This window comes from Salinimicrobium sp. 3283s, assembly GCF_039602225.1.
Classification (GTDB): Bacteria; Bacteroidota; Bacteroidia; order Flavobacteriales; family Flavobacteriaceae; genus Salinimicrobium; species Salinimicrobium profundisediminis.
Genome location: NZ_CP143631.1, coordinates 759,499 through 785,270, shown reverse-complemented (window position 1 = coordinate 785,270; position 25,772 = coordinate 759,499). Strand labels below are relative to the sequence as shown.

Sequence of the window (25,772 nt, the reverse complement as noted above, 5' to 3'; positions counted from 1 at the left end):
ATCAATAACATTATTCAAAAAATTGAGTAGTTGAACCTTAATATATTGCTTTTCATCTAAAATATTTTATCCATCATGGGATTTAATGCTATCTATTTGTTAAATAAATCTAAATTAGCCTCTTTTAGTCCTGTATGTTTAAATATCCTGCAGCTTAATTGATGGATATTTTAAATAGCTAATTAATACTAAACAAATCTATATGAAGAAACTTTTACTATTTATTTCTTTCCTACTATTGAGCTTTATCAGCTCTGCTCATACAGTCCAAACTTTTTGGGAACTCAGGGATGACGGGACTATACGTTTTTGGTTAGAGCATTGGCACAATGATGTAACTGACTCGAATTTGGGTAATTTTTATATAGTCGTTAATCAGGGAAGTGGGAACCAAAATATTTCAGGATCGGGTTATTATAATAACATCCCTTTTGGCAATTTACCTGTGCAGGGTACAATAAATAACCGTGTTCAATGTAGCGGCCAGGCAAACACCTATAATGACTGGGTGTATTATGATTTCTTACCAGTTAAATGTAATGAAGAAGTTACAATTAAATTTGTGGAAGGCCCCCCGGCTGAAACTGAGGAGGCCTGTACTAATGGACTTTTTGGATACTCCATTACCCAAACTTTTTATGATCGGTCTGCCCCCACAATTACTGCAAGTGATTTAAATGTAGGTACAAATCAAACAAATTGTGAATTTGTAGCTGGATCTTTTTCTAATGTTTCTGTAGCAGACAACTGTGATTCAAATCCTACAGTAGTTTACTCTGTTGAAGGTAATGTAATTGATCCGCAAACTTTCGTTTTTCCCCTGGGGACTACTACAGTATCCGTGAATGCGACAGATAATACGGGTTATCCTTCTAACAACTCATCAAGTGCTAATTTTGATGTGATTGTGAGCGACAACCAGCCTCCAGCCTTCACAAGTTTTCCTGCAGACATTCAGGTAAATGTTGATGCAGGGCAATGTGATGCAGTGGTGACTTATAGCAGTCCAACAGCTTCAGATGACTGTGATTCTGATCCTACCATAAGTCTAACTACAGGTTTTGCAAGTGGTTCTGCTTTTCCACTGGGCGCTACCACTGTTACTTATGAAGTTTCGGACGGGACAAATAAAACCACACAATCCTTTACTGTAACAGTAATAGACAATGAACTACCAACTCTTAGCCTTCAGGATATAACCCGCAAACTTACCAGTATAGATGGGCTAACGGTTCCAGCGACAGAATTTATTTCTGCAGTAAACGATAACTGTAGCTATACTATTACACCGGCTAATTTCACCTTTGACTGTACTAATGTTGGCACTCAACAAGTGACCATCACAGCGAAAGATGGTGCCGGGAATGAGGTTATCAAAAATGCACAAATTACAATTGAAAACCCCGATGCTCTTGTGCAGCCCAGCGAAGGTAGTACTGTAGTTTCTTCACCTGGAAATTATACAGTAATTGATAGTAATTTATTGATTCTTTTGTCTGACAATGTTAACGGTGCGACTGTTTCAATTAACGAGAATTTCCAATCGGGTGATGAGTTGAGGTTGGCTACAGGTTTTACTTTGCCTTCAGGCGTCTCAGGCAGTTATAATACTTCTACGGGGGTGTTCACTATTTCGGGAGCTATGACCTCCCAGGAGCTGCAGGATATCTTTCAGAATATCCAGTTTCGTACTACCAGTAGCAACGTTCTCGAAAGAGAAATAGTTTTCAATATTGGAGCAGGAGTATCCAACTCCGATAATAATCATTATTATGAATATGTAGACGGTGCTTTTACCTGGCAACAGGCAAAAGCCGATGCTGCAACTAAAACCTTAAACGGTCTTCAGGGATATCTTGCAACTATTACTTCTGCGTCAGAAAATCAATTTATACTAACCAAACTATCAGGTGATGGATGGATTGGTGGATCAGATAGTTTTTCTGAAATCAATTCAGCAGCAGGCAATCCGCTTTACAATACTCAAGCCGAAGCAGAAGGCAAATGGTACTGGGTGACTGGCCCCGAAGCCGGAACCCAATTTTCAGAAGTGTCACAAAGTGTAAATGGTCAATTTGAAAACTGGAATGCTTCAGAACCTAATAATTCCGGTTCCTCAGAGCATTCTCTTCAAATATATTATCAAAACGGAGGTTTATGGAATGACTTGAACGGAGGCAATAGCTTAATAGGCTATATTGTAGAATACGGGGGGCTTTCAGGTGATCAATCTTGTTTTCAGTATTCAGGTGTAAAAACCCTGGAATTGAACACTCCACCACAAATTTCTGAAATTTCAGATATTGAAAACTGTCCTTCAGAGACATATAGTTTTACTGTTGAAATTACAGATGCCGAAGATTCTTATCAAGACCTGGAAGTAAAAGCTACTTCAGACAACCAGGCATTTATACCCAATACCAATATTAGTGTTGTGCATAATGGGACTAATTATGAGGTAACTATAGTTCCTGTTGAAGATACACAGGCCAGCGCTAATATTACTATAACAGCGACAGATTCCGGAAACCTGTCATCAACCGGGGTGTTTAAATTTACCGCGGTAGACAATGTAGATCCGGATGTGGTCACCCAAAACATCACCGTGCAGCTTGATGAAAACGGAGCTGCCTCCATCGTACCTGCCGATATAAACAACGGCTCTTCTGATAATTGTGAAATTGATACGATGAGTCTCGATATTACTGACTTTAGCTGTTCAAATCTCGGTCAAAATACAGTGACTTTAACTGTAAAAGATAAAAGCGGAAATGAATCTTCCGAAACAGCAACGGTAATTGTTGAAGACAAGATTTCTCCTCAAATACTTAAGCCTTCCCAATTGGTTTTTGAATCCGATTCAGAACTTTGTGGTGCATTAATCGATTTAAGATTTAACACTCAGGATAATTGTGCAAGTACTGGCAATATCGCTTATAACGGGAATGCAGCCGGAGGGTTGGCCGGTTGGAATGTTACCTTAAATGGGGGTAATGGCTGGGCAGTAAACGGAAATTCTTTTCGCACCTCTTATAGCCTCGCAAAAAAATCTCAGGTTATAGATTTACTGGCTCAGGGTTATAGTAAAGAGTTGCTCGATACCGCACCAGAGATCTCAATCTCTGAAAACTACCGTGGGGGATGGCCAGACTTTAATGATACCTACTTTTTTAGGGTTGAACTAAGAGATGAAAAAGGGGAAGTTATTGAGTCCTTCAACTCGGGTACTTTAACCGCAAATAACACCTGGCAAACAGTTAGCAGTTCTTTTAATGATTATGGAACCGGGCTGCGGTATATCTTTATAGAACATGGTGGTAAGGATGTTGAATTCTGGGCAGGTCATTATGGGACAGAGATTGGAAATCTAAATGTTCAGGTCAATGCTCCGGGTGTAACTCCAAACCTGCCGGTTCAGCAAACTGCGGGAATTCCGTTGAGCGATGAATTCCCGGTAGGGGGAACTGTGAACTCCTATGTGGTTATGGATTATGCAGGGAACACCAGCACTACAAGCTTTACCATTACTGTAGAGGATAAAACTTTGCCAAAGGTGGTCACCCAAAACATCACTGTTCAGCTGGACGAGAACGGACAGGCCTCTGTTTCTCCCGATCAAATAAATGATGGTTCTACAGATAATTGTGAGATTTCTGAAATATCATTCTCTAAAGAAATCATTGAGTTTGCAGAAGTAAATGAAAATGAAAATCTCTCTATCTCTTTGCCTGCCGGAAAAGTTGTAACAGCGGTAAAATTCGCCAGTTATGGTACACCAACCGGAAGTAGCGGTGACTATAATTTAAGTTCCTGCCACGCTGCAAGTTCTCAGGCAATTGTTGAAGGCTACGCCCTTGGTAAGAACAGTTTTACCATTCCGGCATCAAACGGGGTATTTGGAGATCCTTGCTCTGGGACAGTAAAGAGATTATATGTTGCAGTGAGTTATTTGACTGAAGCAAATGATGTAGAATATACCTGTGATAATATTGGAGAAAATACGGTCTTCTTAACAGTAGTAGATAAAAGTGGGAACGCTAATTCTTCCGAAGCTACAGTAACTGTTGAAGATAACGTAGCTCCGGTTGCGGTAATCCAAAACATCACTGTACAGCTTGATGCTGAAGGAAACGCAACCATCACTCCTGAAGATATCGACAACGGTTCTTCCGATGCCTGCGGAATTTCAGAAATGTCTCTTGATAATGCCATTTTTGACTGCTCTAATGTTGGGGAGAATACTGTGGTGCTAACTGTGGAAGACAACAATGGAAATACAACTTCTTCCGAAGCTACAGTAACTGTTGAAGATAACGTAGCTCCGGTTGCGGTAATCCAAAACATCACTGTACAGCTTGATGCGGAAGGGAATGCGACCATCACTCCTGATGATATCGACAACGGTTCTGCCGATGCCTGCGGAATTTCAGAAATGACGCTTGATAATGACACTTTTGACTGCTCTAATGTCGGGGAGAACACTATAACTCTTACAGTAATCGATAATAACGGAAATGAAAGCTCTGCGGAAGCTACAGTAACTGTTGAAGATAATGTAGCTCCGGTTGCGGTAATCCAAAACATCACTGTACAGCTTGATGCGGAAGGGAATGCGACCATCACTCCTGATGATATCGACAACGGTTCTGCCGATGCCTGCGGAATTTCAGAAATGTCTCTTGATATTGACATTTTTGACTGCTCTAATGTTGGGGAGAATACTGTGGTGCTAACTGTGGAAGACAATAGCGGAAATACAACTTCTTCCGAAGCTACAGTAACTGTTGAAGATAACGTAGCTCCGGTTGCGGTAATCCAAAACATCACTGTACAGCTTGATGCGGAAGGGAATGCGACCATCACTCCTGATGATATCGACAACGGTTCTGCCGATGCCTGCGGAATTTCAGAAATGACTCTTGATATTGACATTTTTGACTGCTCAAATGTTGGGGAGAACACAGTTGTTCTGACTGTTGAAGACAACAATGGAAACAAAACTTCTGCGGAAGCTACAGTAATTGTTGAAGACAAAGTAGCTCCTGTGGTGCTGACTCAAAACATCACTGTACAGCTTGATGCCGACGGAAACGCGACCATCACTCCGGCAATGATCGACAACGGTTCTTCAGATGCCTGCGGAATTTCAGAAATGACGCTTGATAATGCCATTTTTGACTGCTCAAATGTTGGGGAGAATACTGTGGTGCTTACTGTTGAAGACAACAATGGAAACAAAACTTCTGCGGAAGCTACAGTAACTGTTGAAGATAACATAGCTCCTGTTGTAGTCACAAAAAATATCAGCGTACAGCTTGATGATGACGGTAAGGTGACTATTGCCACTGAAGATATCGACAGCGGCTCTTCAGATGCCTGCGGAATTTCAGAAATGACTCTTGATATTAACATTTTTGACTGTTCTAATGTTGGAGAAAACACTGTGGTGCTTACTGTGGAAGATAACAATGGAAACAAAACTTCTGCGGAAGCTACAGTAACTGTTGAAGATAACATAGCTCCTGTTGTAGTCACAAAAAATATCAGCGTACAGCTTGATGATGACGGTAAGGTGACTATTGCCACTGAAGATATCGACAGCGGCTCTTCAGATGCCTGCGGAATTTCAGAAATGACTCTTGATATTAACATTTTTGACTGTTCTAATGTTGGAGAAAACACTGTGGTGCTTACTGTGGAAGATAACAATGGAAACAAAACTTCTGCGGAAGCTACAGTAACTGTTGAAGATAACATAGCTCCTGTTGTAGTCACAAAAAATATCAGCGTACAGCTTGATGATGACGGTAAGGTGACTATTGCCACTGAAGATATCGACAACGGCTCTTCAGATGCCTGCGGAATTTCAGAAATGACTCTTGATATTAACATTTTTGACTGTTCTAATGTTGGAGAAAACACTGTGGTGCTTACTGTTGAAGACAACAATGGAAACACCACTTCTTCCGAAGCAATCGTGACTGTTGAAGATAATGTAGCTCCGGTTGCGGTAACTCAAAACATCACTGTACAGCTTGATGCCGACGGAAACGCAACTATCATTCCGGAACAAATCGACAACGGCTCTTCAGATGCCTGCGGAATTTCAGAAATGTCTCTTGATATTGACACTTTTGACTGTTCAAATGTTGGGGAGAACACAGTAGTGCTTACTGTTGAAGACAACAATGGGAATACAACTTCTTCCGAAGCAATTGTAACTGTTGAAGATAATGTTGCTCCTGTAGTTGTGGTCAAAAACATCAGCGTGCAGCTTGATGATGATGGCAAGGTGACTATCGCCACTGCAGATGTGGTGGAAAGCGCGACCGATAATTGTGCAGTTGGCAGTATTACGCTAAGTGAAACGCGTTTTGACTGTGCTACCGGTGCCACAAAAGATGTGACGGTGACGGTTACCGATGTGAATGGCAACATTACAACTAAAGTTGCAACGGTGACCATTCTTGATGAAACCGCTCCCGTGGTAATCGCGAAAGACATCGTGGTAGAGCTTGACGAGAATGGCGTGGCCAGTATCGTTGCCGAAGATGTCTACGATGAGGTTTTTGACAACTGCGGAATTGCTTCCATGAGCCTTGATGTGACCAGCTTTGGATGTGACAATGAAGGGATGAACTTTGTATTGCTAAGTGTTACCGACTTTAGCGGAAACTTAGGAACGGCCGAAGCTGTTGTAGAGGTTCAAAACAGCTTTGGAGACAATGATTCCGACGGAATGAAAGACAACTGTGATGACGATGATGACAATGATGGTATTCCTGATGATGTTGACAATGCACCCTTAGTTCCAAACCCCGATCAAACAGATACCGATGGCGATGGCCTGGGAGATATCATTGACACAGATGATGACGGTGACGGAATTCTTGATGAAGATGACAACTGTCCGCTAACCTACAATCCTGGTCAGGAAGACATCGATAAAGATGGTGTGGGAGATGTTTGTGATACAACACAAATCCTTGTTTCTGAAGCCATGACGCCAAACGGTGACGGTATCAACGACACCTGGAGGGTGGTGAACATTGAGAACCATTCAAACTCCCTTGTCATTATTTACAACCGCTGGGGGAAAGAGATCTTTAGACAGTCGGCCTACCAGAACGATTGGGACGGTACGTACAACGGCGATGCACTGCCCGAAGGCTCTTATTATTTCCAGATTTACCTTGACGGAAAGAACCTGGATAAAGACGGATGGTTGTACATAACAAAATAATGAAGCTCACAATGAAAAGATATATCAATAAATTTACCGTACTGTTCCTGATATTCACCGGAACGACTTTATACGCGCAACAACAGAATTCGTACACTTTTTACCGCCAGAATATGAACATCGTGAACCCGGCTTATGCCGGGGCCGATGGGCATACTACTTTTGCAGGTATTTTCAGGAGTCAGTGGAGTGGTGTGAAAAATGCCCCCGAGGCCCAGGCTTTTTCCTTTGGCACCTATGCCGGGAAAAATGTGGGCGTGGGACTTTCGGTAGAAAACGACCGCACCTTTGTGGAGCAGCAAACCTTTGTGACTGCCGATTTTTCCTATAGGCTTCCCATGAACGAGCAACTTGACCTTTTTCTTGGTTTGAAAGCGGGTGGAAATTTTTACAATGTAAATACCTCTGAGCTGGAGACCTGGAATTACGACCTGGATCCGTCGCTGGTGGGCCTTAGCCGGTTCAACCCCAACGTGGGGGTGGGTGCTTATTTAAAGCATGAGAAATACTATATTTCTCTATCGGCTCCAAAGATCCTCGAGACCAAGCGGGCCCGAGAAGAGGAAGGCATAGTAACTACGGCGGCAGACAGGGTGCATATGTACTTAAGTGGAGGATATGACTTCAGGCTGAACAGCACGTTGGAGTTAAAACCCTCTGTTATGCTTCGATATGTGCATGGCGCCCCGGTTTCGGTAGATTTTACAGCGCTTATGAACATTCATAACAACTTTGAGATTGGAGCAGCTTACAGGACCGATGAGGCCATTAGCGGCCTTGCTTTGATCAAGGTGATCGACTGGTTTGACTTAGGTTACGCTTATGAATCTTCCCTGCGTTCGGAATTACAAAATGCAAGCAACGGCACCCATGAGCTGTTTGTGAGGTTTACGCTGAAGGACTAGTAGATAGTTTCTGAACTTGATTAAGCTTCAGGATTTATTTCAGAAATAATAAATAAGAATCTGCTGTGGTAGAAATACCCGGCAGATTTTTGTTCTTTAAGGCTGAAGCAAAAAACTTCCGAAGAAAAAAAGCTGCCCGATTTTGACATTTTTGATACCTTAACAAAATCATAAAAAATGTAATATTGTTATATGATAAAAGCAGTAATCATTGATGATGAGCTTAATGCCCGTGATTTGCTGGAGAAAACCCTTGACAGGTATTTGCCTAACCGGGTCCATATTGTGGAGAAATGCAATTCGGTAGATTCGGGGGTGACGGCAATTAGGAATCATGCGCCAGAGCTGGTTTTTTTGGATATTCAAATGCCCGAAAAGAATGGTTTTGAACTCTTCAATTATTTTGATAAGATCAATTTTGAAGTCATTTTTACCACGGCTTTCGATAGGTTTGCTATTAAAGCAATAAAACGCAGTGCGCTGGATTATTTGCTGAAGCCAATAAATCATCTTGACCTGGCTGAAGCTTTAAAAAAATTTGAAAGGAAAAACGAAGGCAACGCTGCGCAGAAAAAACTGTCTTTACTGCTGGAGAACCTCAATGTCAATGACCAGAATGTGAGTAAAATTGCATTCCCTACGCTTGAAGGTTTTGAACTGGTGCACACCAACCACATTCTCTATTGCAGGGCCGAAAGCAATTACTGCAACATAAAGAAGATTGACGGCAGCACAAAAATGGCTTCAAAGACTTTAAAATACGTAGAAGGAATACTTCCGGAGCACGCTTTTAAGAGAATCCACAAAAGCTACGTGATCAACCTTAATTACGTGGTGAGGTACAATAAGGCAAACAAGGAAATTGAATTAACAAACGGAGAGAAACTTCCTGTTTCCCATCGAAAAGAAGAAGACTTCATAAATGCCATTTTACAAAACCACTAAGGTCTTCCTTTTATTTTTGATGTGGTGTACTGTAGCACTCTCTCAAAATTATCCCGTAAAACATTTCACCTCGGCTAATGAGCTGCCCAATAATGCAGTGAGATCGCTATTTATTGACAGTAATAAGGTACTGTGGATTGGTACTGAGAACGGTGTGGTAAGAAAGGAAAATGGGGTTTTAAAATACTTTTTTGAAGAGGACGGCCTGGCCCAGAACAGCTGTTGGGCCATCGCTGAAGATAAAAAAGGCAATTTGTGGTTTGGCAGTTATGGCGAAGGGGTTAGCATCTATAATGGCTTTGATTTTAAAGTTATTTCTGAAGAAGACGGATTAATCCACAATGAGATCACCAAACTCTTTTCATACCAGGACAAGGTTTATGTGGGTACCAGCGATGGGGTTTCCATGATTGATATCAATACTTTTGAAGTAGTTTCCATGGAAAATCCGCCGGGAAATACGCTTTTTCGGGTGCAGAATTTTATCAGCTACAACAAAGAGATTTATGTGGTTACCTACAATTCGGGCATCTTCAGAATTGATTGGCAGAAGGCTGGGGTGGCTCTTGTGAAAGTAAGTGATCACAGGTTTATTTACTCTGTTTGGATAGATAAGGATAGTATTTACAGCAGCAACAAGGAGTATTTTACCAGGCACAAACTCGTCGATTATTTAAAAGGAAAAAATCTTTCGGCCAAAAAACAGGGGGCTTCTATTATTTGGGATTACGTAAAGACAAAAGATGAAAGGATATTTGCCGGGGCCTGGGGCATATATGATGCGAGCGGCGGCATTTATGAACTGGTAGGGGGGCGAATGGTCTCAAGGGCATCCGAATTTAATATCTCGAGCAGGGAAGTTATTTCCCTGGCCTATGATCCCGATTTTGAAAAACTGTATGTGGCAACCAGAAATGAAGGGCTTTATGAAGTTGCGCTAAATCCGCCAATTACTTTCCATAATGCCGGTGGAATTAAAACTTTGGGATTTGCCGGGACAAAGAATACTTCAGCAGTGCTTCGGGATGATGCTATTCTTGTCAAAAATGGCAAAAATGAACAAACAATTAGTTTGCTTCAGCTTAAAGAATGGCAGGAGGATTATGTGCAAACCACCAGCATGCCACTTCCCAGGCACGAAGATCATTTTTACGAACTTGATTATTCTACAGTAGCTGAAGATATTAAGTTCTACGACATCAAAGTTCACCAGGATATGTTTTGGGTGAACACCAATATCGGGTTGTTTGCAATCCAGGCTTCAGGAGAATTGGAGCGCTATTTACCCCTGCATTCCGAAGAAATCAATTTTACGCCTGAAGGTAAACTCATAGAAACCAATCCTTATGGCGGGGTGAGGGTTTACGACAACCTGGATGCGTTTAAGTACAGCTGGTTTAATCCTGAGAGCAACAGTACCCCAACCATGATTGTTAATAGTCTTCAAAAAGGGCAAAAAACTTACCTTTTATCCATTTTTTCAGGGCTTTACACCTGGAAGGAGGATCGCTTTATTTCCTATCTTGAAAAAGGCATCTGGAACGAAAAAAAATTAAAATATGTTGCCCCATTGGGCAAAAACCTGTCCATTTCAAATGAATTTGGTGATGTGTTCATCGTAAATGATGAAGCTGCTTTCAAGGTCTTAAAGAAAGTTCCGCGGGCTGAAATTCAGGGTAATACCATCTCTTTCATGGAGAATTACCGGGGGACACTTATTATTGGCACCGAAAAAGGACTCAATCTGTACAAAGATGACCGGTTTATTTTTGTAGATCGGGAGCAGGGGCTCGGGCAACCATTATTGAGTGCTGAAGTGAGGGAGAATATGCTTAGCATTGGAAGCGAAAACGGATTTTATGAGCTGGATCTCGATGCGCTTATTGAGCCAAAGTTGCTGGTGGATGATATTGAGCTAAAAGAAGTTTTTGTTAATAACCACAAAATTGAATGGTTGCCGGTAAATATTGAAGACAGGATAGAACTGGCCCATAATGAGAATACGCTGTTGCTGAAGTTTAGCACCAAGGCGCATCCTTTTCCCAATAAACTTAAGTACAGGTACCGGTTGAACAAGAATGCCTCCTGGAGCCTTGCCTCTTCGAAACCTGAAATATTTTTACCTTCCCTACCTTCAGAAAATTACAATATTGAAGTAATGGTTTCGGATAAAAGTACCGGGCTCAGTTTTACCCGGCCTTTGCTTAACATGGCAATATTTCCCCCTTTTTGGAAGACCTGGTGGTTTGGCTGCCTGCTGGTAATTGTTGCCTGTACCGGGGTTTTTGGGATCTACAACTTCAGGATGCGGCAGAACAGGAAATTTGAAGTGCAAAAAAGACTTATTCAAAAGCGTTTGGAAGAGACCAAAATGGAGGCCCTGCTCGCTCAGATGAATCCGCATTTTATCTTTAATGCCATGAATTCTATCCAGTATTTTATCATGGATAGTGATGTTGAAAAGGCGACAGAGTTTCTTGCGGATTTTTCAAAATTGATAAGGCTTAACCTCGACCATTGTACCAGGCCCAAGATCCTGTTAATTGAAGAAATTGAATACCTGCAGGCCTACATTAGGGTTGAAAATACAAGGTTCAATAATGCCATTCAGGTAATCTTTGAGGTAGATCCTTCGATTGATGCTTATGAGCTGGAAATTCCTACCATGTTGCTGCAGACTTTTGTAGAAAATGTCTTTGTACATGCTTTCCCACAAAGCATTAAAAATCCGATTTTAAAGGTTTCCTTTAAATTGCTTTCAGAGGGTTTACTGCAGTGTAAAATTGAAGATAACGGGGTTGGTTTTTCGAGCGGGGCAGGCAACAGGTTGCATGAATCTAAAGGGGTCAATTTGGTCAGGGAGCGGGTGGCACTGCTGGGTTACGAGGTGGAAGAGACTTTACAGGTAACTTCAGTGAAAAATGAAGGCACTCTGGTACTCTTAAAACTAGAAGTTTAACGCTTACTTTCAAATTCCATACGTTTACTAAATGCTTTAATTACTTCTTGCAATATCCTTTAGTTTTGTGGCAAATTAAGGAAAGATACAGTTGCTGTTCCCGGGATTATTATAAGTAGGGGTTGTAATTTTTTTGGAACATGCGAACTGTTCTTTTCCTTAGTTTTTATTCCTGTCTACAATTATCTGTATAACTACATCTTTTCAAGGGGCAACATAACTGAAACCTCATACCGGTTCTCGTGTGTCCAGATCTAAAGGTTTATGCTGAAGCTGTAGGATACCTGAAATTCAGTACAGAAAAATATCATGGTGCCGATCGAAACAGAATCCGATGGTTCAGTTGTGGTATTAGGATGCAATAGCTGAGAAGCAGGGTTGTCAAAAATGACATTTTTGCGAACAGTTATTTCTGAAGTTTTTGATAATTGGCTGTATGTCAGTTTATTTATGATTTATGGCTGAAGAAACATTAGGAGAAGCTTGCTTTTACGGCAATCTGCTTTCAAAGCTTTAAGAAAATATTTAGATTTACAGGCAAACCTATTCCGCATTCCCTACTTCGCGGAAAAATGCTGGTACAGGAAATTATTTCTCCTGATCAAATTTGCAGGTAATTTTTAAAACCCTACACCTAATAATTTCGTTTATGACTCAACAAACCCACAATAAATTAGTTTCCTTCATCTGGTCTATTGCCGATGATTGCCTGCGCGATGTGTACGTGCGCGGAAAATATCGCGACGTGATCCTGCCAATGGTGGTGCTGCGCCGACTTGACGCTTTGCTGGAACCCACCAAAGATGCCGTGATGGAAGAACTGGCTTTTCAAAAAGATGAAGCCGGATTTACAGAATGGGACGAAAGCGGACTCCGTGACGCTTCCGGATATGTTTTTTACAACATCAGCAAATGGACGCTTCAAAAATTACACGATACCGCAACCAATTCGCAGCAGATCCTGCAGGCCAATTTTGAGGATTACCTCAATGGATTCAGCCCGAACGTAAAGGAGATCATTGACAAGTTCAAGCTGAAGAGCCAGATCCGCCATATGGCAGGCAAGGATGTCTTGCTGGATGTGCTGGAGAAATTTACTTCGCCTTACATCAACCTAACTCCATTTGAAAAAGAAGATCCGGAAGGCCGAAAAATGCCTGCGCTTTCTAACCTCGGAATGGGCTATGTTTTCGAGGAGCTCATCAGGAAATTCAACGAAGAGAACAACGAGGAAGCCGGGGAGCATTTCACTCCGCGGGAGGTGATAGACTTGATGACGCACCTGGTTTTTGATCCCATAAAAGATGAATTGCCGCCAGTGATGACCATTTATGATCCTGCCTGCGGGAGCGGCGGGATGCTTACCGAAGCCCAAAATTTCATCAAAGACGAGGAAGGCCTCATTAGGGCGACCGGCGATGTCTATCTCTACGGTAAGGAGATCAATGACGAGACCTACGCCATCTGTAAGAGTGATATGATGATCAAGGGCAACGACCCCGGGAATATCCGTGTGGGTTCTACACTGTCTACAGATGAGTTCGCGGGTACCAGCTTCGATTTTATGCTCTCCAATCCGCCTTACGGGAAATCCTGGAGCAGCGAACAAAAATATATCAAGGACGGCAAGGATGTTATCGATCCGCGCTTTAAGATCACGCTGAAAAATTACTGGGGTGTGGAGGAAGATGCCGATGCCATTCCGCGTTCTTCAGACGGGCAGTTGCTGTTCCTTATGGAGATGGTGAACAAGATGAAGCCCGCGCACCAAAGCCCTTCCGGTTCCAGGATCGCTTCGGTACACAACGGTTCCAGTTTATTTACGGGCGATGCCGGCGGCGGCGAGAGCAACATTAGGCGCTACATCATTGAAAATGACCTTTTGGAGGCCATCATCCAGCTGCCCAACAACCTGTTCTACAACACCGGGATCACCACCTATATCTGGCTGCTGAGCAATCATAAAGCCGAAAACCGTAAAGGCAAGGTGCAGCTTATCGATGGCGGACAATTATTTAGAAAGCTACGGAAGAACCTCGGAAACAAGAACTGCGAATTCGCGCCCGAGCATATTGATGAGATCGTAAAGGTGTATGCTGAAATGCAGGCAGTAAGTCGAAGCATTGATGAAGATACGACTGCCGAAGTCCCCGGAATAGCCGCACAGGTTTTCGATAATGAGGATTTTGGCTATTATAAGGTGACCATAGAACGCCCGAAGCGCCTGAAAGCTCAGTTTACTGCGGAAAGAATTGAAGAGCTGAGATATGACAAACAGCTGAAGGAGCCAATGCAGTGGGCCTGGGAAAATTTTGGTGAGGAAGTTTACACAAAGCTGAAGGAACACGAAAAGGAGATTTTGGCTTATGCTGAAGAAAACGACCTGAACCTAAGCAGCAAAAACCGGAAGAAACTGCTGAGTTCCAAAACCTGGAAAAAGCAAAAGGAAATATTAGAGCTTGCTGAAAAATTGCACCAGGCGATTGGCAAAAAAGAGTATTCAGATTTCAACATTTTTAAAAAGGAAGTGGAAGCAAAGCTGAAGGAATGGAAATTAAAACCCGGCGCTTCAGAAAAGAATGCCATTTACAATGCCATAAGCTTGTATGATGCCGAAGCCGAAAAGGTGGTCAAAAAGAAGGAAAAACTGAGCGGAGAAAAACTCAGCAGCCTCCTCGCTCACCTCAATTGCACCGAAGAACAGCTGCCCGACTTTGGCTATTTTCCAACCGGAAAGCCTGCCGAATATGCCATTTTTGAGACCGAAAGCGACCTGCGCGATTATGAGAATGTGCCTCTAAAAGAACAAATTCACAGCTACTTTTTGGAAGAAGTGAAACCCCACGTTTCTGAAGCCTGGATTAATCTCGATGCCACCAAGATTGGTTATGAAATAAGCTTCAACAAATATTTCTACCGCCACACTCCACTAAGATCTTTAGATACTGTAGCCAAAGAGATCGTGGAGCTGGAGGAGAAGAATGAAGGTTTGATTATGGATATTTTAAATCTGGGATAAAGTAAAATAGGAAACCCACTATGTTACTTTAATTGCATGAAGGTAAAATAGATAATCTTATATTTACATTTATAACGCCTAAAGTAACATATAACATTGTAGATGTTACTTTCCAGAAACAAAAAGAATGATCGATTTAAGTACATACAAGTCAGGGAATTTCCGGAGTAGCGGACTAAAATTTGAACAATTCCATCCCAATTCCATCAATGAACAATGGATTTGGAATGACCCCCAAATCAATAGTCTTTTACAGGAAGCTGCGGTAAAACTTGGTGAACTCAATGCTTATGCCCGGTTGGTACCCAATGTTGATTTGTTTATCCAATTACACGTTACAAAAGAAGCTGTAACAAGTAGCCGCATTGAAGGAACTCAAACAGGAATAGATGAAGCCTTATTACCGGAAGATGAAATTATGCCTGGCAGGTTGCAGGATTGGTTGGAAGTACAGAATTACAGTAAAGCTCTTAATTATGCGCTTGATACATTGCCAAAACTTCCTATTTCTTCCAGACTTTTACGTGAGACCCATAAATTATTATTAAGCAGTGTACGCGAACAGGAAAAGCAACCGGGAACTTTTAGGAGTAGCCAAAACTGGATTGGAGGTACAAGTATATCAGATGCGGTATTTATCCCGCCCCCGCATCAGGAAGTAAACCCATTAATGGGCGACCTGGAACAATTCCTACACAATACAGATATTGCAGTTCCCGAACTTATTCGTATTGCCATAGCCCACTATCAATTTGAGACTATTCACCCTTTTTTGGATGGAAACGGTCGTATAGGCAGATTGCTCATAACCTTATACTTGGTAGGAGAGAAAATTTTAGATAGACCGCTGTTATATCTTTCCAGCTATTTTGAAAAGAATAAGGGCCTGTATTATGACAACCTTATGCGCGTTCGTACCCATAGCGACATGCGGCAATGGCTAAGGTATTTTTTAGTTGGCGTTCGTGACACTGCTACACAGGCAGTGGATACTTTGGGAAAACTGATAGCTTATAAACAGGAAAGCGAATTAAAAATTGCCGAAACTTTTGGAAGGAGAAGTGCTAGCGGGCATACGCTTTTTCAGTATTTACTAAAGAACTCGGTAATAACCAAAATTGAACAGGTGCAGGAATTATGTAACTTAAGCTACAAGGCCGCAAACCATCTTGTAAAGAAATTTGAAGAAGAAGGGCTGTTGAAGGAAACCACCAATCAATCAAGAGGCAGAATATTTATTTTGCAAGACTACATTAATATTATTCGGGAATAAATGGAAGCAGTAAAAGAAAAGGTACAGTTACAAAAATATCCTGCCTATAAAGATTCCGGAGTGGAGTGGTTGGGAGAGATTCCTGAGCATTGGAAAATTGTAAGGATGAAATTTCTTTACAATGATTACTCAGAAAAAAACAGGAAAGATGCAGAACTTCTTTCTGTAACTCAGGATAAAGGAGTAGTTCCAAGAAGTTGGGTCGAAAATAGAATGGTAATGCCATCGGGAAATTTAGAGTCCTTCAAGTATATCCAAAAAGGAGATTTTGCGATAAGCTTAAGGTCTTTCGAGGGTGGATTAGAATATTGTCATCACGACGGGATAATTTCACCTGCATATACTGTTTTAAAGCAAAGACGGAACGATCTTAAATCATCTTACTATAAATACCTTTTTAAAAGTCATTCCTTCATTTCTGAATTGCAAACAAGTGTTGTTGGAATTAGGGAAGGAAAGAACATTAGCTTTAATGAACTTTCATATTCATTAATGCCCATTCCTAAACCAGAAGAACAAACCGCCATTGCCACTTTCCTGGATGAAAAATGCGGCAAGATCGACACTGCCATCGCGCAAAAGGAAAAATTGATCGGGCTGCTCAAAGAGCGCAAGCAGATCATCATCCAAAATGCCGTGACCAAAGGTTTGAATCCTGAAGCCAAAATGAAAGATTCCGGTGTGGAATGGATTGGAGAGATTCCGGAGCATTGGGAGGTGAAGAAAATCAAACATGTTACAAATAAGATTGGTAGCGGAGTTACACCTTCAGGAGGTGGAACTACGTATTTAGATGATGGCATTCCATTACTTAGGAGTCAAAATGTTCATTTTGGGAATATAGATTTAGAAGGTGCTGCAAAAATATCTCAGGCCGTTCACGATTCTATGAGCAATAGTAAAGTTGAAAGAGGTGATGTATTGTTGAACATTACCGGTGGATCAATAGGAAGATGTCATTACGTGGAAACTGATGAACCTATAAATGTAAATCAACATGTGTGTATTGTTAGACCAAATAAATTAATAAGTACTAATTTTTTGAATGCGTTACTTGCTTCAGAAATAGGACAAGGGCAAATATGGTTTTTTCAGCAAGGTGGAGGTCGGGAAGGATTAAATTTTCAGGCTTTAAAAAACTTTGATATTCCGTACCCCCCAAAGAATGAACAACGGAAAATTCTAAATTTTTTAGAGGATCAGGTTAAAAAAATTGATCAAACAATTCTTTTACAACAGCAGCAAATCGAAAAATTAAAGGAATATAAGAGCAGTTTAATAGACGCGGCGGTGACGGGGAAGATAAAGGTGAGTTAACTTAAAATTATGCCAAGAGGATTACCAAAAGCAGTAAAGAAAAGTCTTGAAAAGGCAAGAGATTGTGCTCTCTTGGCGGTAGAGACTTATAATAAGCCCGCTGTAAAATTTAAGTCCGGAGGTTATATTGTTTTAATGGTAATTTCCTGGACAGCCTTATTTCATGCTATATTCTTTAAACAGAAAAAGAAGCCATTCTATAAAGATGGAAGATTTTTCAAAAAAAGGGATGGCGATTACTGCTATTGGGAATTATCAGTTTGCTTAAAAGAATATTTCGGAGCAGAATCAAATAATCCAATTCGTAAGAATTTAGAATTTTTTATTCCTCTCAGGAATATGATTGAACATAAATCTATTCCGGAATTGGATGCGGATATTTTTTCGGAATGCCAATCTCTCCTGCTTAATTTTGATAAAATAGTGGAGAATGAATTTGGAAAAAAATATTGTATTAGAGAATCGTTGTCTTTTGCATTGCAGCTCTTTCCTTCATCAAAAAGTCTCAACAATGCTGTAATTGAAAATCCATCAAATAAGCCTATCGTAGATTTTATAAAATCTTATAGAAATAGTATTACGACCGAAATAAGGGAAAGTGGAGAGTACAGTTTTAAGGCATTCCTGATTCAAGTAGCAAATCACGACAGTAAAAATTCTCTCCCAATACAATTTTTTTCTTACGATAAATTAACTGAAGAAGAAAAGAAGAAGGTAAATAAAGTAGCCGCATTGGTTAAAAATAAACATGTTCAAGTGCCGGTTCAGAATATGGACTTGCTGAAACCAAGTAAGGTTGTAGATCGTGTTCAAAAAGGCTTAGGAAATCCTAAAGTAGTAAGGAATGGAAAGGAAAAAGATAAGTTCACACAGCACACTCATACTCAATGCTGGTATGCTTATGATGTAAGACCACATAATGGGCACGCCAATCCAGAACGAACTAAGAGTGAATATTGTATCTACGATGCACCCAACAATTCATATTTATACACGGAAGCTTGGGTCGATTTTCTAATCGAAGAAATGCAAATTGAGGAAAAATATAACGCGTTATATAATTAACCAAGCAATATGACCAAAGAAGAAATTTTGATAGAAATGGACGAATGCCTTGACTGCGCAAGTATTTCAGGATTTAAAGAGCAGCTGGACCACCTGTTGGAAATTTCCAGCGATGAAGAAACCAGCCTTATTCTCGCCCAATATTTAATGACCAAGTATACGGCATTTAAGGCCGATAGCTTGGCGAGCTACATGGAAGCAGCTATAAGAAAGCGTCCCAATCTGGCAATGCTAAAACATCCTGAAAACCCACTTTTCAAATTGGCAGTAATACGAGGATCAAAAGACCTTTATGATTGTTATATGGAAGAAGCGGTTGAACCTTTTCTTGCCAATGTGAATAAGGATGAGCATATGGATCATTTTTTCGAGTTGCTAACCCTTACTGAAAAACTAAATGAAATGATCTTTAACAATTATGAACCGAGATTAAAAGGTCTGCACTATAGTGGTGCCTTTCCGGGAGAGCAACCACATTTAGTAAGGATCAACAAAGAAGATTATGAGACGATGGAAGATGTTATTGAGCAGTATAATGCAATGATTGGGAGAAGAGAGATTTTAAGGGACTTGAATAGAAGAATTGAGAACCTAGACTAATGGAAAATACAATTACCAAAACTAAAAGTCCAGAAACGGTATTTCATTCGGCAGAAATAAAACCTCAAATTATTACAGTCGCAGATTTGTTGCAGACTCAGAATCTGATAATTCCAATATATCAAAGACCTTATAAATGGACTGCTAAAAACGTTCATCAATTATTTGATGATATTCTCACATTTAAAGAAAAACCTGCGTATCGCTTAGGAACAGTGGTATATCATTTAGATGAAGAAAACAATTTAAATATTGTTGATGGGCAGCAAAGAACTTTGACACTTATGCTTATCGCTCTGGCTATAGAAAAAAAATCTTCTTTTTTTGAGGAGCTGAGAAAAATGTACTCTGATGTACCGGATTTGGGTCTTGTAAATCAATTAAAATTTACGAGCCAAATTAGCAAACGTAATCTCCGAGACAACTATCGTGTGATTACTCAAAGAATCAAGGATTTTGATGCTCAAACCGCGCAATTTTTCTACCAAAAGTGTCAGGTTGTAAAGGTTGTTTTAAAAGATATTTCAGAAGCCTTTCAGTTTTTTGATTCCCAAAATGCGAGAGGTCTGGACCTTGAACCTCATGATTTATTAAAAGCATTTCATCTAAGAGAGATGCAGGGAATTGTTTCTGAACAAGAGCAAACAAAGATCGTTGAGACTTGGCAAGATATAGATCAGAATGAATTAAAGTCCACCTTTGCGTATCATCTCTTTCGAATCAGAAATTGGTCAAAAAATAAATCTGCTAGAAACTTCACGAAGGACAACGTAGAGGTATTTAAAGGGATTACTCCTAATATAAGTGAGCCTTATCCCTTTGCCTCTATTTATAGAATAAGTCATTTCTATGTTGATAACTACAACTCCGACTACAACCGCAAAATAGATAAGAACAAGATGTCTTATCCCTTCCAGGTAGATCAGGTAATTATTAATGGTAAGCGCTTTTTCGAGATGATTAATCATTATCATGAAATGAGAAAAGTAATTATGGACCAATTAGACCCTTCCGATACTGGGAAAGAAATCATGGAAAATTTAGACCGTTATGAAGGGAAAGAAAGAACGGGAGATAAATATATTCATAATCTTTTCAAGTGCGCATTAATTTTTTACATCGATAAATTTGGCATGCAAGACATTGATAGAGCGATAGAAAAGATTTTCATTTGGGCCTATAGCAAAAGATTAGTCCATAAAAATGTGCAGTTAGCCACAGCAGATAACCATGCAATTGAATATCCATTTATTTTTAAAAGAATTAAAGAAGCTTTAAGTCCTAACGAAATTCTCAATATTCGAATAGAACCTATCCGTCGTTCTGATATACAGGCGACGAAAGTAAATGAACTTAAGCAGATTTTTGATACTCTAAATTTTATAGATGAACGATAATATTCCGGTTTTTACTATTCGAGAGTTGTTTGAAAATAGAGATTCATACCTAATTCCTATTTACCAAAGAAATTATGCTTGGGGCGAAGGTCAGGTAAATCAACTCATTCAAGATGTTTATGATTTTGCTTTTGATGAAGATAAAAATTCGAAAAGATACTACATAGGAACTTTAGTAGTAAATGCAAAACAAAAAGAGAACGACCTCTATTATGAAACTATTGATGGGCAACAAAGATTAACAACATTGAATCTTGTTTTAGCAGCGCTGCACCACACATTTCCATTTATAGAAGAGAAAATAGATTACAAACTCAATTTGAAATTTTCAAGCAGAAAGAAATCTACAGATACCCTGGAATATATTTGTCAAAAAGGTTTTCAAGGAAAATTTTTAAACGATAAAGAGTTTAACTCTAATATCAAAGAGCGATATTTTGATGCGGTAAAAACATTAAAAAAATTACTTGTTGATAACCAAACCCTCAATATTTTCTATAAATATCTTACTGATCAAGTTCAAATCGTTCGTGTCTCAGTTCCAGAAAAGACAGACCTGAATCATTATTTTGAAATAATGAATAATAGGGGCGAACAATTGGAAAAGCATGAAATCCTAAAATCAAAAATGCTGGAAGTGCTTAAAAATGATGAAGATTTGAGCAACGCTTTCAGTACAATTTGGGATTCTTGTTCTGATATGGAACGTTATGTACAATACGGTTTTAGCGTAGAGGAAAGAAACCTGATTTTTGGCAGAAATAATTGGAATGATTTAAAATGTAAATCCTTAAAGGAAGTAGCTGAAAATTTGCTAAAGGAACAAGATCAAACTAAGAAGGAGTTATCTCTTATAGGAATTGCAGAATCTAATTTTTCTTTTGATTTAAATACTAACCATTCCAAGGATGCTCCGGAACGATTCAATTCTGTAATTAATTTTCAGAATTTCTTACTTCATGTTTTAAAAATTCAAACTAGGGCAAGAGATGCTTCTTCGAAGAAAAATGAAGTTAAAGCAGTTAGCCTTGATGATAAGAGACTATTAGATTTTTTTGAACCATATATAAACCCAAAAATTAATGAGGAACATTACGAATTTGTAAAGGAATTCGGGTTTAACTTATTGAAAGTAAAACACCTTTTTGACCAATATATTTTAAAAAGAGAATTTAAAGGAGATAAGGATGAATGGAGTCTAAAAAAACTAAAATGGTATCCTGATAACCGTGTCAATTATGTGAATTCTTTTGGCGAAGAAGAGGATGACAATATTCAAAATCAAGAATTAATTATGCTCCTTTCAATGTTTCACGTGTCAACACCAACATTGGTCTATAAGCATTGGTTAAACGCAGCATTATTTTATTTATTCCAAAATTCTGAGAAAGCAATCCTGGCAGATAATTACAAAGACTACCTTAAAGATCTCGCACGTAGATTTCTGTTCAATAGATTTTTGAGTGTCGGACCGGAAATGTCTTATTATGACATTATATTTAGATCAAACCATGCGGATCTTACGATCAATTCAAATCCAAACTGGGATAAAATAGATAATGGTACTTCCGTAGAAAACTTCATTTTTAATTATTTAGACTACATTTTGTGGAGAGATTTGGAGGAATTTAGGAATTTCAAATTCACTTTTAAAAGTTCTATTGAACATCATTATCCTCAGAATCCACCAGATAATCACAGAAAATTAGATTATCTAGACCTACATAGTTTTGGCAATCTTTGTTTAATGAGCAGTCAGAAGAATTCCCGATTTACGAATAATATGCCCGAGGCAAAACAGAAAAATTTCAATCTGGATAAGACTTCAGACAGCATTAAAATGCAACTTATGTTCAGAAGGACCGATAAGGAAGGATGGAGTGAACAGCAAATAAGGGAGCACAGAGAAGAAATGAAATTAACTTTACTAAACGGATACTATGCCCGCCCAAACTAACGAACAAGCATTAGAAGCCGCCATTCAGGAAAAGCTCTCGGGGCTCACTCTGGAGGAGATCAAAGAGAAAGATCCTGCTGCCAATGTCGCGGAGGAGTCGGAGCAATATAGATCCGGCAATGGCTACTATATAGGAGATCCTAATGATTTTAATTCTCGTTACGCGGTTGACACCAGGAGGTTCTGGAGCTTTTTGCAGGAGACCCAAAATGAGGAACTGGAAAAACTTCAAAGGCACGGAGACTGGAAATTAAAGATCCTGGAGCGCCTGGACAGGCTAATTAAAAAATACGGTGTACTTCGGCTGCTAAAGAAAGGTTTGGATGTAGATGACGCCCATTTTACGTTGTTCTATCAGCCGCCCCTGGCCAGCAGCAGTCCGCGGGTTAAGAAGCTTTTCGAAAGCAATGAATTCAGCGCTACACGACAGCTAAGATATTCTTTGGAAAATCCGCGGGAGGAGATCGATATGGTGCTTTTCATCAACGGTCTTCCCATTGCAACCCTGGAATTGAAAAATCACTGGACAGGTCAGAACGCGAAGGTGCACGGCCAGAATCAGTATAAGTTCAAAAGAGATCCAAAGCAGCCGCTGTTGAATTTCGGGCGTTGCCTGGTGCATTTCACGGCAGATACCGATGAAGTGTATATGACCACCAAATTAAGCGGAGGAAGTACCTACTTCTTACCCTTCAATAAAGGAAATAACCACGGCAAAGGAAATCCGCCAAACCCTTTTGGGCACAAAACAGCTTATCTCTGGGAAGAGGTACTTACCCGCCACAGCCTGGCTAATATTATTCAGCATTTTGTAAGACTGGATGGTAAGGCCAAAGATCCGCTAAATAAGCGCACTTTATTCTTTCCGCGTTACCACCAGATGGACGTGGTGCGAAAGATCGTGAACCACGCCTCTCAGAACGGAGTCGGACACAAATATTTGATCCAGCATTCCGCAGGTTCAGGCAAATCGAATTCCATCACCTGGGCAGCATTTCAGCTGATAGAAACCTATCCGGAGAACGAAGGACTTCCGGGAAGTAAAAATCTGGAGCAGCCATTATTTGATTCGGTCATTGTAGTAACCGACCGCCGCCTGCTCGACAAACAGATTAGGGAGAACATCAAGGAATTTTCCGAAGTAAAAAATATAGTTGCCCCGGCTTATTCTTCCAAAGAATTAAGAGATAGCCTGGAAAGCGGGAAAAAAGTGATCATTACTACCATTCAGAAATTTCCGTTCATCGTTGACGGTATCGCAGATCTTGCAGATAAGCGTTTCGCGGTGATCATCGATGAAGCTCATAGTTCTCAAAGTGGTTCGGCTCACGACAACATGAACCGGGCGATGGGACAGCAACAGGAAGAGGAGGAAGAAGATGCGCAGGACAAGATCCTTAAGGCGATGCAGTCCCGTAAAATGCGGGGCAATGCCTCTTATATGGCTTTTACCGCTACGCCCAAGAACACCACCCTGGAGAAGTTTGGGGTAGAACAGGAAGATGGTTCTTATAAGCCTTTCCACCTGTATTCAATGAAGCAGGCAATAGAAGAAGGTTTTATCCTGGACGTGCTGGCGAATTATACCACCTACAAAAGTTATTACGAGCTGGAAAAATCCATTGAGGAAAATCCCCTTTTTGACACTGCAAAAGCGCAGAAGAAATTAAAAGCTTATGTAGAAAGGGACCAGCGTACGATCAATACCAAGGCTGAGATCATGATCGACCATTTCATCCCGAACATCTACAATACCAAGAAGTTGAAGGGAAAGGCCAAGGGAATGGTGGTGACCCAGAGCATTGAGTCAGCCATTCGCTACTACAAAGCGATTAAAAGGATCTTGAAAGATAAAGGAGATCCTTTTGGTGTACTGGTCGCATTTTCAGGAAAGAAAACAGTAGACGGAATAGAATATACCGAGGAGGCCATCAATGACTTGCCAGCACATCTGGACACTGCAAAAAGTTCAGATCCCGGGTACATCAGCGATAAGCTCGCCCGCTATTTTGATATGCCCGATTATAAACTTCTCGTGGTAGCCAATAAATATCTCACCGGATTCGATCAGCCGAAATTAACGGCGATGTATGTGGACAAAAAGCTGCAGGGCGTATTGGCCGTTCAGGCATTGAGCCGATTGAACAGAAGTGCCAATTCTCTGGGCAAGAAAACCGAGGATCTTTTTATCCTCGACTTCTTCAACAGCACCGATGACATCAAGAATTCTTTTGATCCGTTTTACACCGCTACCTCTTTAAGTCAGGCAACCGATATCAACGTGCTGCATGAATTAAAAGATGCTTTAGGTGACACAGGAGTTTACGAATGGAGCGAAGCCTTGGATTTCACCACCAAATATCTGAACAAAGTAGATGCCCAGGAGCTGAGTTATATTATTGATGTCCCAACAGAACGTTTTAATGAAGGCCTGGGACTGGAAGATGATGAAAAAGCTGATTTCAAGATCAAGGCTAAGCAATTTGTTAAGATCTATGGACAGGTGGCTTCCATTATGCCTTATGAAGTAATGGATTGGGAGATCCTGTTCTGGTTCCTGAAATTCCTGATCCCAAAACTGATCGTAAAAGATCCCGAAGCAGATAAGCTGGATGCATTACTGGAATCTGTGGATCTCTCCACCTACGGCCTGGAGCGGGTGAAATTGAATGAGAAGATCGGCCTGGACGATTCAGAAACTGAGGTAGATCCCCAGAACCCGAATCCGCGTGGAGCACATGGTCCGGAAAAGGAAGAAGATCCGCTGGAGCTGATCATCAAGAGTTTCAACGAAAGATGGTTCCAGGGCTGGGAAGCTACTCCCGATGAGCAACGGGTAAAATTTGTACAGCTAAGCAAACACATCCAGGCCCACCCCGACTTCCAAACCAAAGTCGCCGAAAATCGCGATCAGCAAAACAGCGACCTCGCCCTGCGAAAGATCCTCGATGATGTAATGAGAAAACAACGTAAAAACGAACTCGACCTGTACCGTCTCTTCGCCAAAGATGAAGCTTTTAATCAGGCTTTCTTTGATACCATGAAGAGGATGGTGAGTATGGGGGAGGGTAGAAATCAATTGTGAAAAAATA

General features: G+C 40.5%; 12 protein-coding genes. All 12 read left to right on the top strand.

Annotated elements, in window-relative coordinates; genetic code table 11:
- The first annotated feature begins 202 nt into the window (after window positions 1–202).
- The 12 genes from VS868_RS03405 (at window position 203) to VS868_RS03350 (ending at window position 25,765) form a co-directional block, all read left to right on the top strand.
- Entirely contained in the window at window positions 203–7,243 is a 7,041-nt protein-coding gene (locus VS868_RS03405) for a gliding motility-associated C-terminal domain-containing protein (RefSeq protein ID WP_345599200.1), read from the top strand.
- Window positions 7,244–7,254: 11 nt separating this feature from the next.
- The gene (locus tag VS868_RS03400) at window positions 7,255–8,148 is read left to right on the top strand and encodes a type IX secretion system membrane protein PorP/SprF (RefSeq protein ID WP_345599199.1); all 894 of its coding nucleotides are present in this window, start codon (window positions 7,255–7,257) and stop codon (window positions 8,146–8,148) included.
- Window positions 8,149–8,340: 192 nt separating this feature from the next.
- The gene (locus tag VS868_RS03395; RefSeq protein ID WP_345599198.1) at window positions 8,341–9,093 is read left to right on the top strand and encodes a LytTR family DNA-binding domain-containing protein; all 753 of its coding nucleotides are present in this window, start codon (window positions 8,341–8,343) and stop codon (window positions 9,091–9,093) included.
- Window positions 9,071–12,052, top strand: coding sequence for a histidine kinase (locus tag VS868_RS03390; RefSeq protein WP_345599196.1), 2,982 nt, complete (start codon window positions 9,071–9,073; stop codon window positions 12,050–12,052). The genes VS868_RS03395 and VS868_RS03390 overlap by 23 nt, the downstream gene beginning before the upstream one ends.
- A gap of 649 nt (window positions 12,053–12,701) precedes the next feature.
- Window positions 12,702–15,071 carry a class I SAM-dependent DNA methyltransferase gene (locus VS868_RS03385; protein ID WP_345599195.1) on the top strand — a complete coding sequence of 790 codons (2,370 nt, stop codon included), beginning with the start codon at window positions 12,702–12,704 and terminating at the stop codon, window positions 15,069–15,071.
- Window positions 15,072–15,198: 127 nt separating this feature from the next.
- Window positions 15,199–16,344, top strand: coding sequence for a Fic family protein (locus VS868_RS03380; RefSeq protein WP_345599194.1), 1,146 nt, complete (start codon window positions 15,199–15,201; stop codon window positions 16,342–16,344).
- Window positions 16,345–17,661, top strand: coding sequence for a restriction endonuclease subunit S (locus tag VS868_RS03375; RefSeq protein ID WP_345599193.1), 1,317 nt, complete (start codon window positions 16,345–16,347; stop codon window positions 17,659–17,661).
- A gap of 9 nt (window positions 17,662–17,670) precedes the next feature.
- On the top strand, window positions 17,671–18,726 hold the full coding sequence (locus VS868_RS03370) for a DUF3644 domain-containing protein (protein WP_345599192.1): 1,056 nt from the start codon (window positions 17,671–17,673) through the stop codon (window positions 18,724–18,726).
- A gap of 9 nt (window positions 18,727–18,735) precedes the next feature.
- A complete protein-coding gene (locus VS868_RS03365; RefSeq protein WP_345599191.1) occupies window positions 18,736–19,326 on the top strand; it encodes a hypothetical protein in 591 nt (196 codons plus the stop codon).
- Complete coding sequence (locus VS868_RS03360) at window positions 19,326–20,723, top strand: DUF262 domain-containing protein (protein WP_345599190.1); 1,398 nt, start codon at window positions 19,326–19,328, stop codon at window positions 20,721–20,723. Before VS868_RS03365 ends, VS868_RS03360 begins: the two co-directional genes overlap by 1 nt.
- Window positions 20,713–22,680, top strand: coding sequence for a DUF262 domain-containing protein (locus tag VS868_RS03355; protein ID WP_345599189.1), 1,968 nt, complete (start codon window positions 20,713–20,715; stop codon window positions 22,678–22,680). The genes VS868_RS03360 and VS868_RS03355 overlap by 11 nt, the downstream gene beginning before the upstream one ends.
- The gene (locus VS868_RS03350) at window positions 22,664–25,765 is read left to right on the top strand and encodes a DEAD/DEAH box helicase family protein (protein WP_345599188.1); all 3,102 of its coding nucleotides are present in this window, start codon (window positions 22,664–22,666) and stop codon (window positions 25,763–25,765) included. The genes VS868_RS03355 and VS868_RS03350 overlap by 17 nt, the downstream gene beginning before the upstream one ends.
- Window positions 25,766–25,772 lie beyond the last annotated feature (7 nt).

Coding starts and splice junctions, on each gene's coding strand:
- VS868_RS03405 (WP_345599200.1), top strand. CDS start 203: ATGAAGAAACTTTTACTATTTATTTCTTTCCTACTATTGAGCTTTATC.
- VS868_RS03400 (WP_345599199.1), top strand. CDS start 7,255: ATGAAAAGATATATCAATAAATTTACCGTACTGTTCCTGATATTCACC.
- VS868_RS03395 (WP_345599198.1), top strand. CDS start 8,341: ATGATAAAAGCAGTAATCATTGATGATGAGCTTAATGCCCGTGATTTG.
- VS868_RS03390 (WP_345599196.1), top strand. CDS start 9,071: ATGCCATTTTACAAAACCACTAAGGTCTTCCTTTTATTTTTGATGTGG.
- VS868_RS03385 (WP_345599195.1), top strand. CDS start 12,702: ATGACTCAACAAACCCACAATAAATTAGTTTCCTTCATCTGGTCTATT.
- VS868_RS03380 (WP_345599194.1), top strand. CDS start 15,199: ATGATCGATTTAAGTACATACAAGTCAGGGAATTTCCGGAGTAGCGGA.
- VS868_RS03375 (WP_345599193.1), top strand. CDS start 16,345: ATGGAAGCAGTAAAAGAAAAGGTACAGTTACAAAAATATCCTGCCTAT.
- VS868_RS03370 (WP_345599192.1), top strand. CDS start 17,671: ATGCCAAGAGGATTACCAAAAGCAGTAAAGAAAAGTCTTGAAAAGGCA.
- VS868_RS03365 (WP_345599191.1), top strand. CDS start 18,736: ATGACCAAAGAAGAAATTTTGATAGAAATGGACGAATGCCTTGACTGC.
- VS868_RS03360 (WP_345599190.1), top strand. CDS start 19,326: ATGGAAAATACAATTACCAAAACTAAAAGTCCAGAAACGGTATTTCAT.
- VS868_RS03355 (WP_345599189.1), top strand. CDS start 20,713: ATGAACGATAATATTCCGGTTTTTACTATTCGAGAGTTGTTTGAAAAT.
- VS868_RS03350 (WP_345599188.1), top strand. CDS start 22,664: ATGCCCGCCCAAACTAACGAACAAGCATTAGAAGCCGCCATTCAGGAA.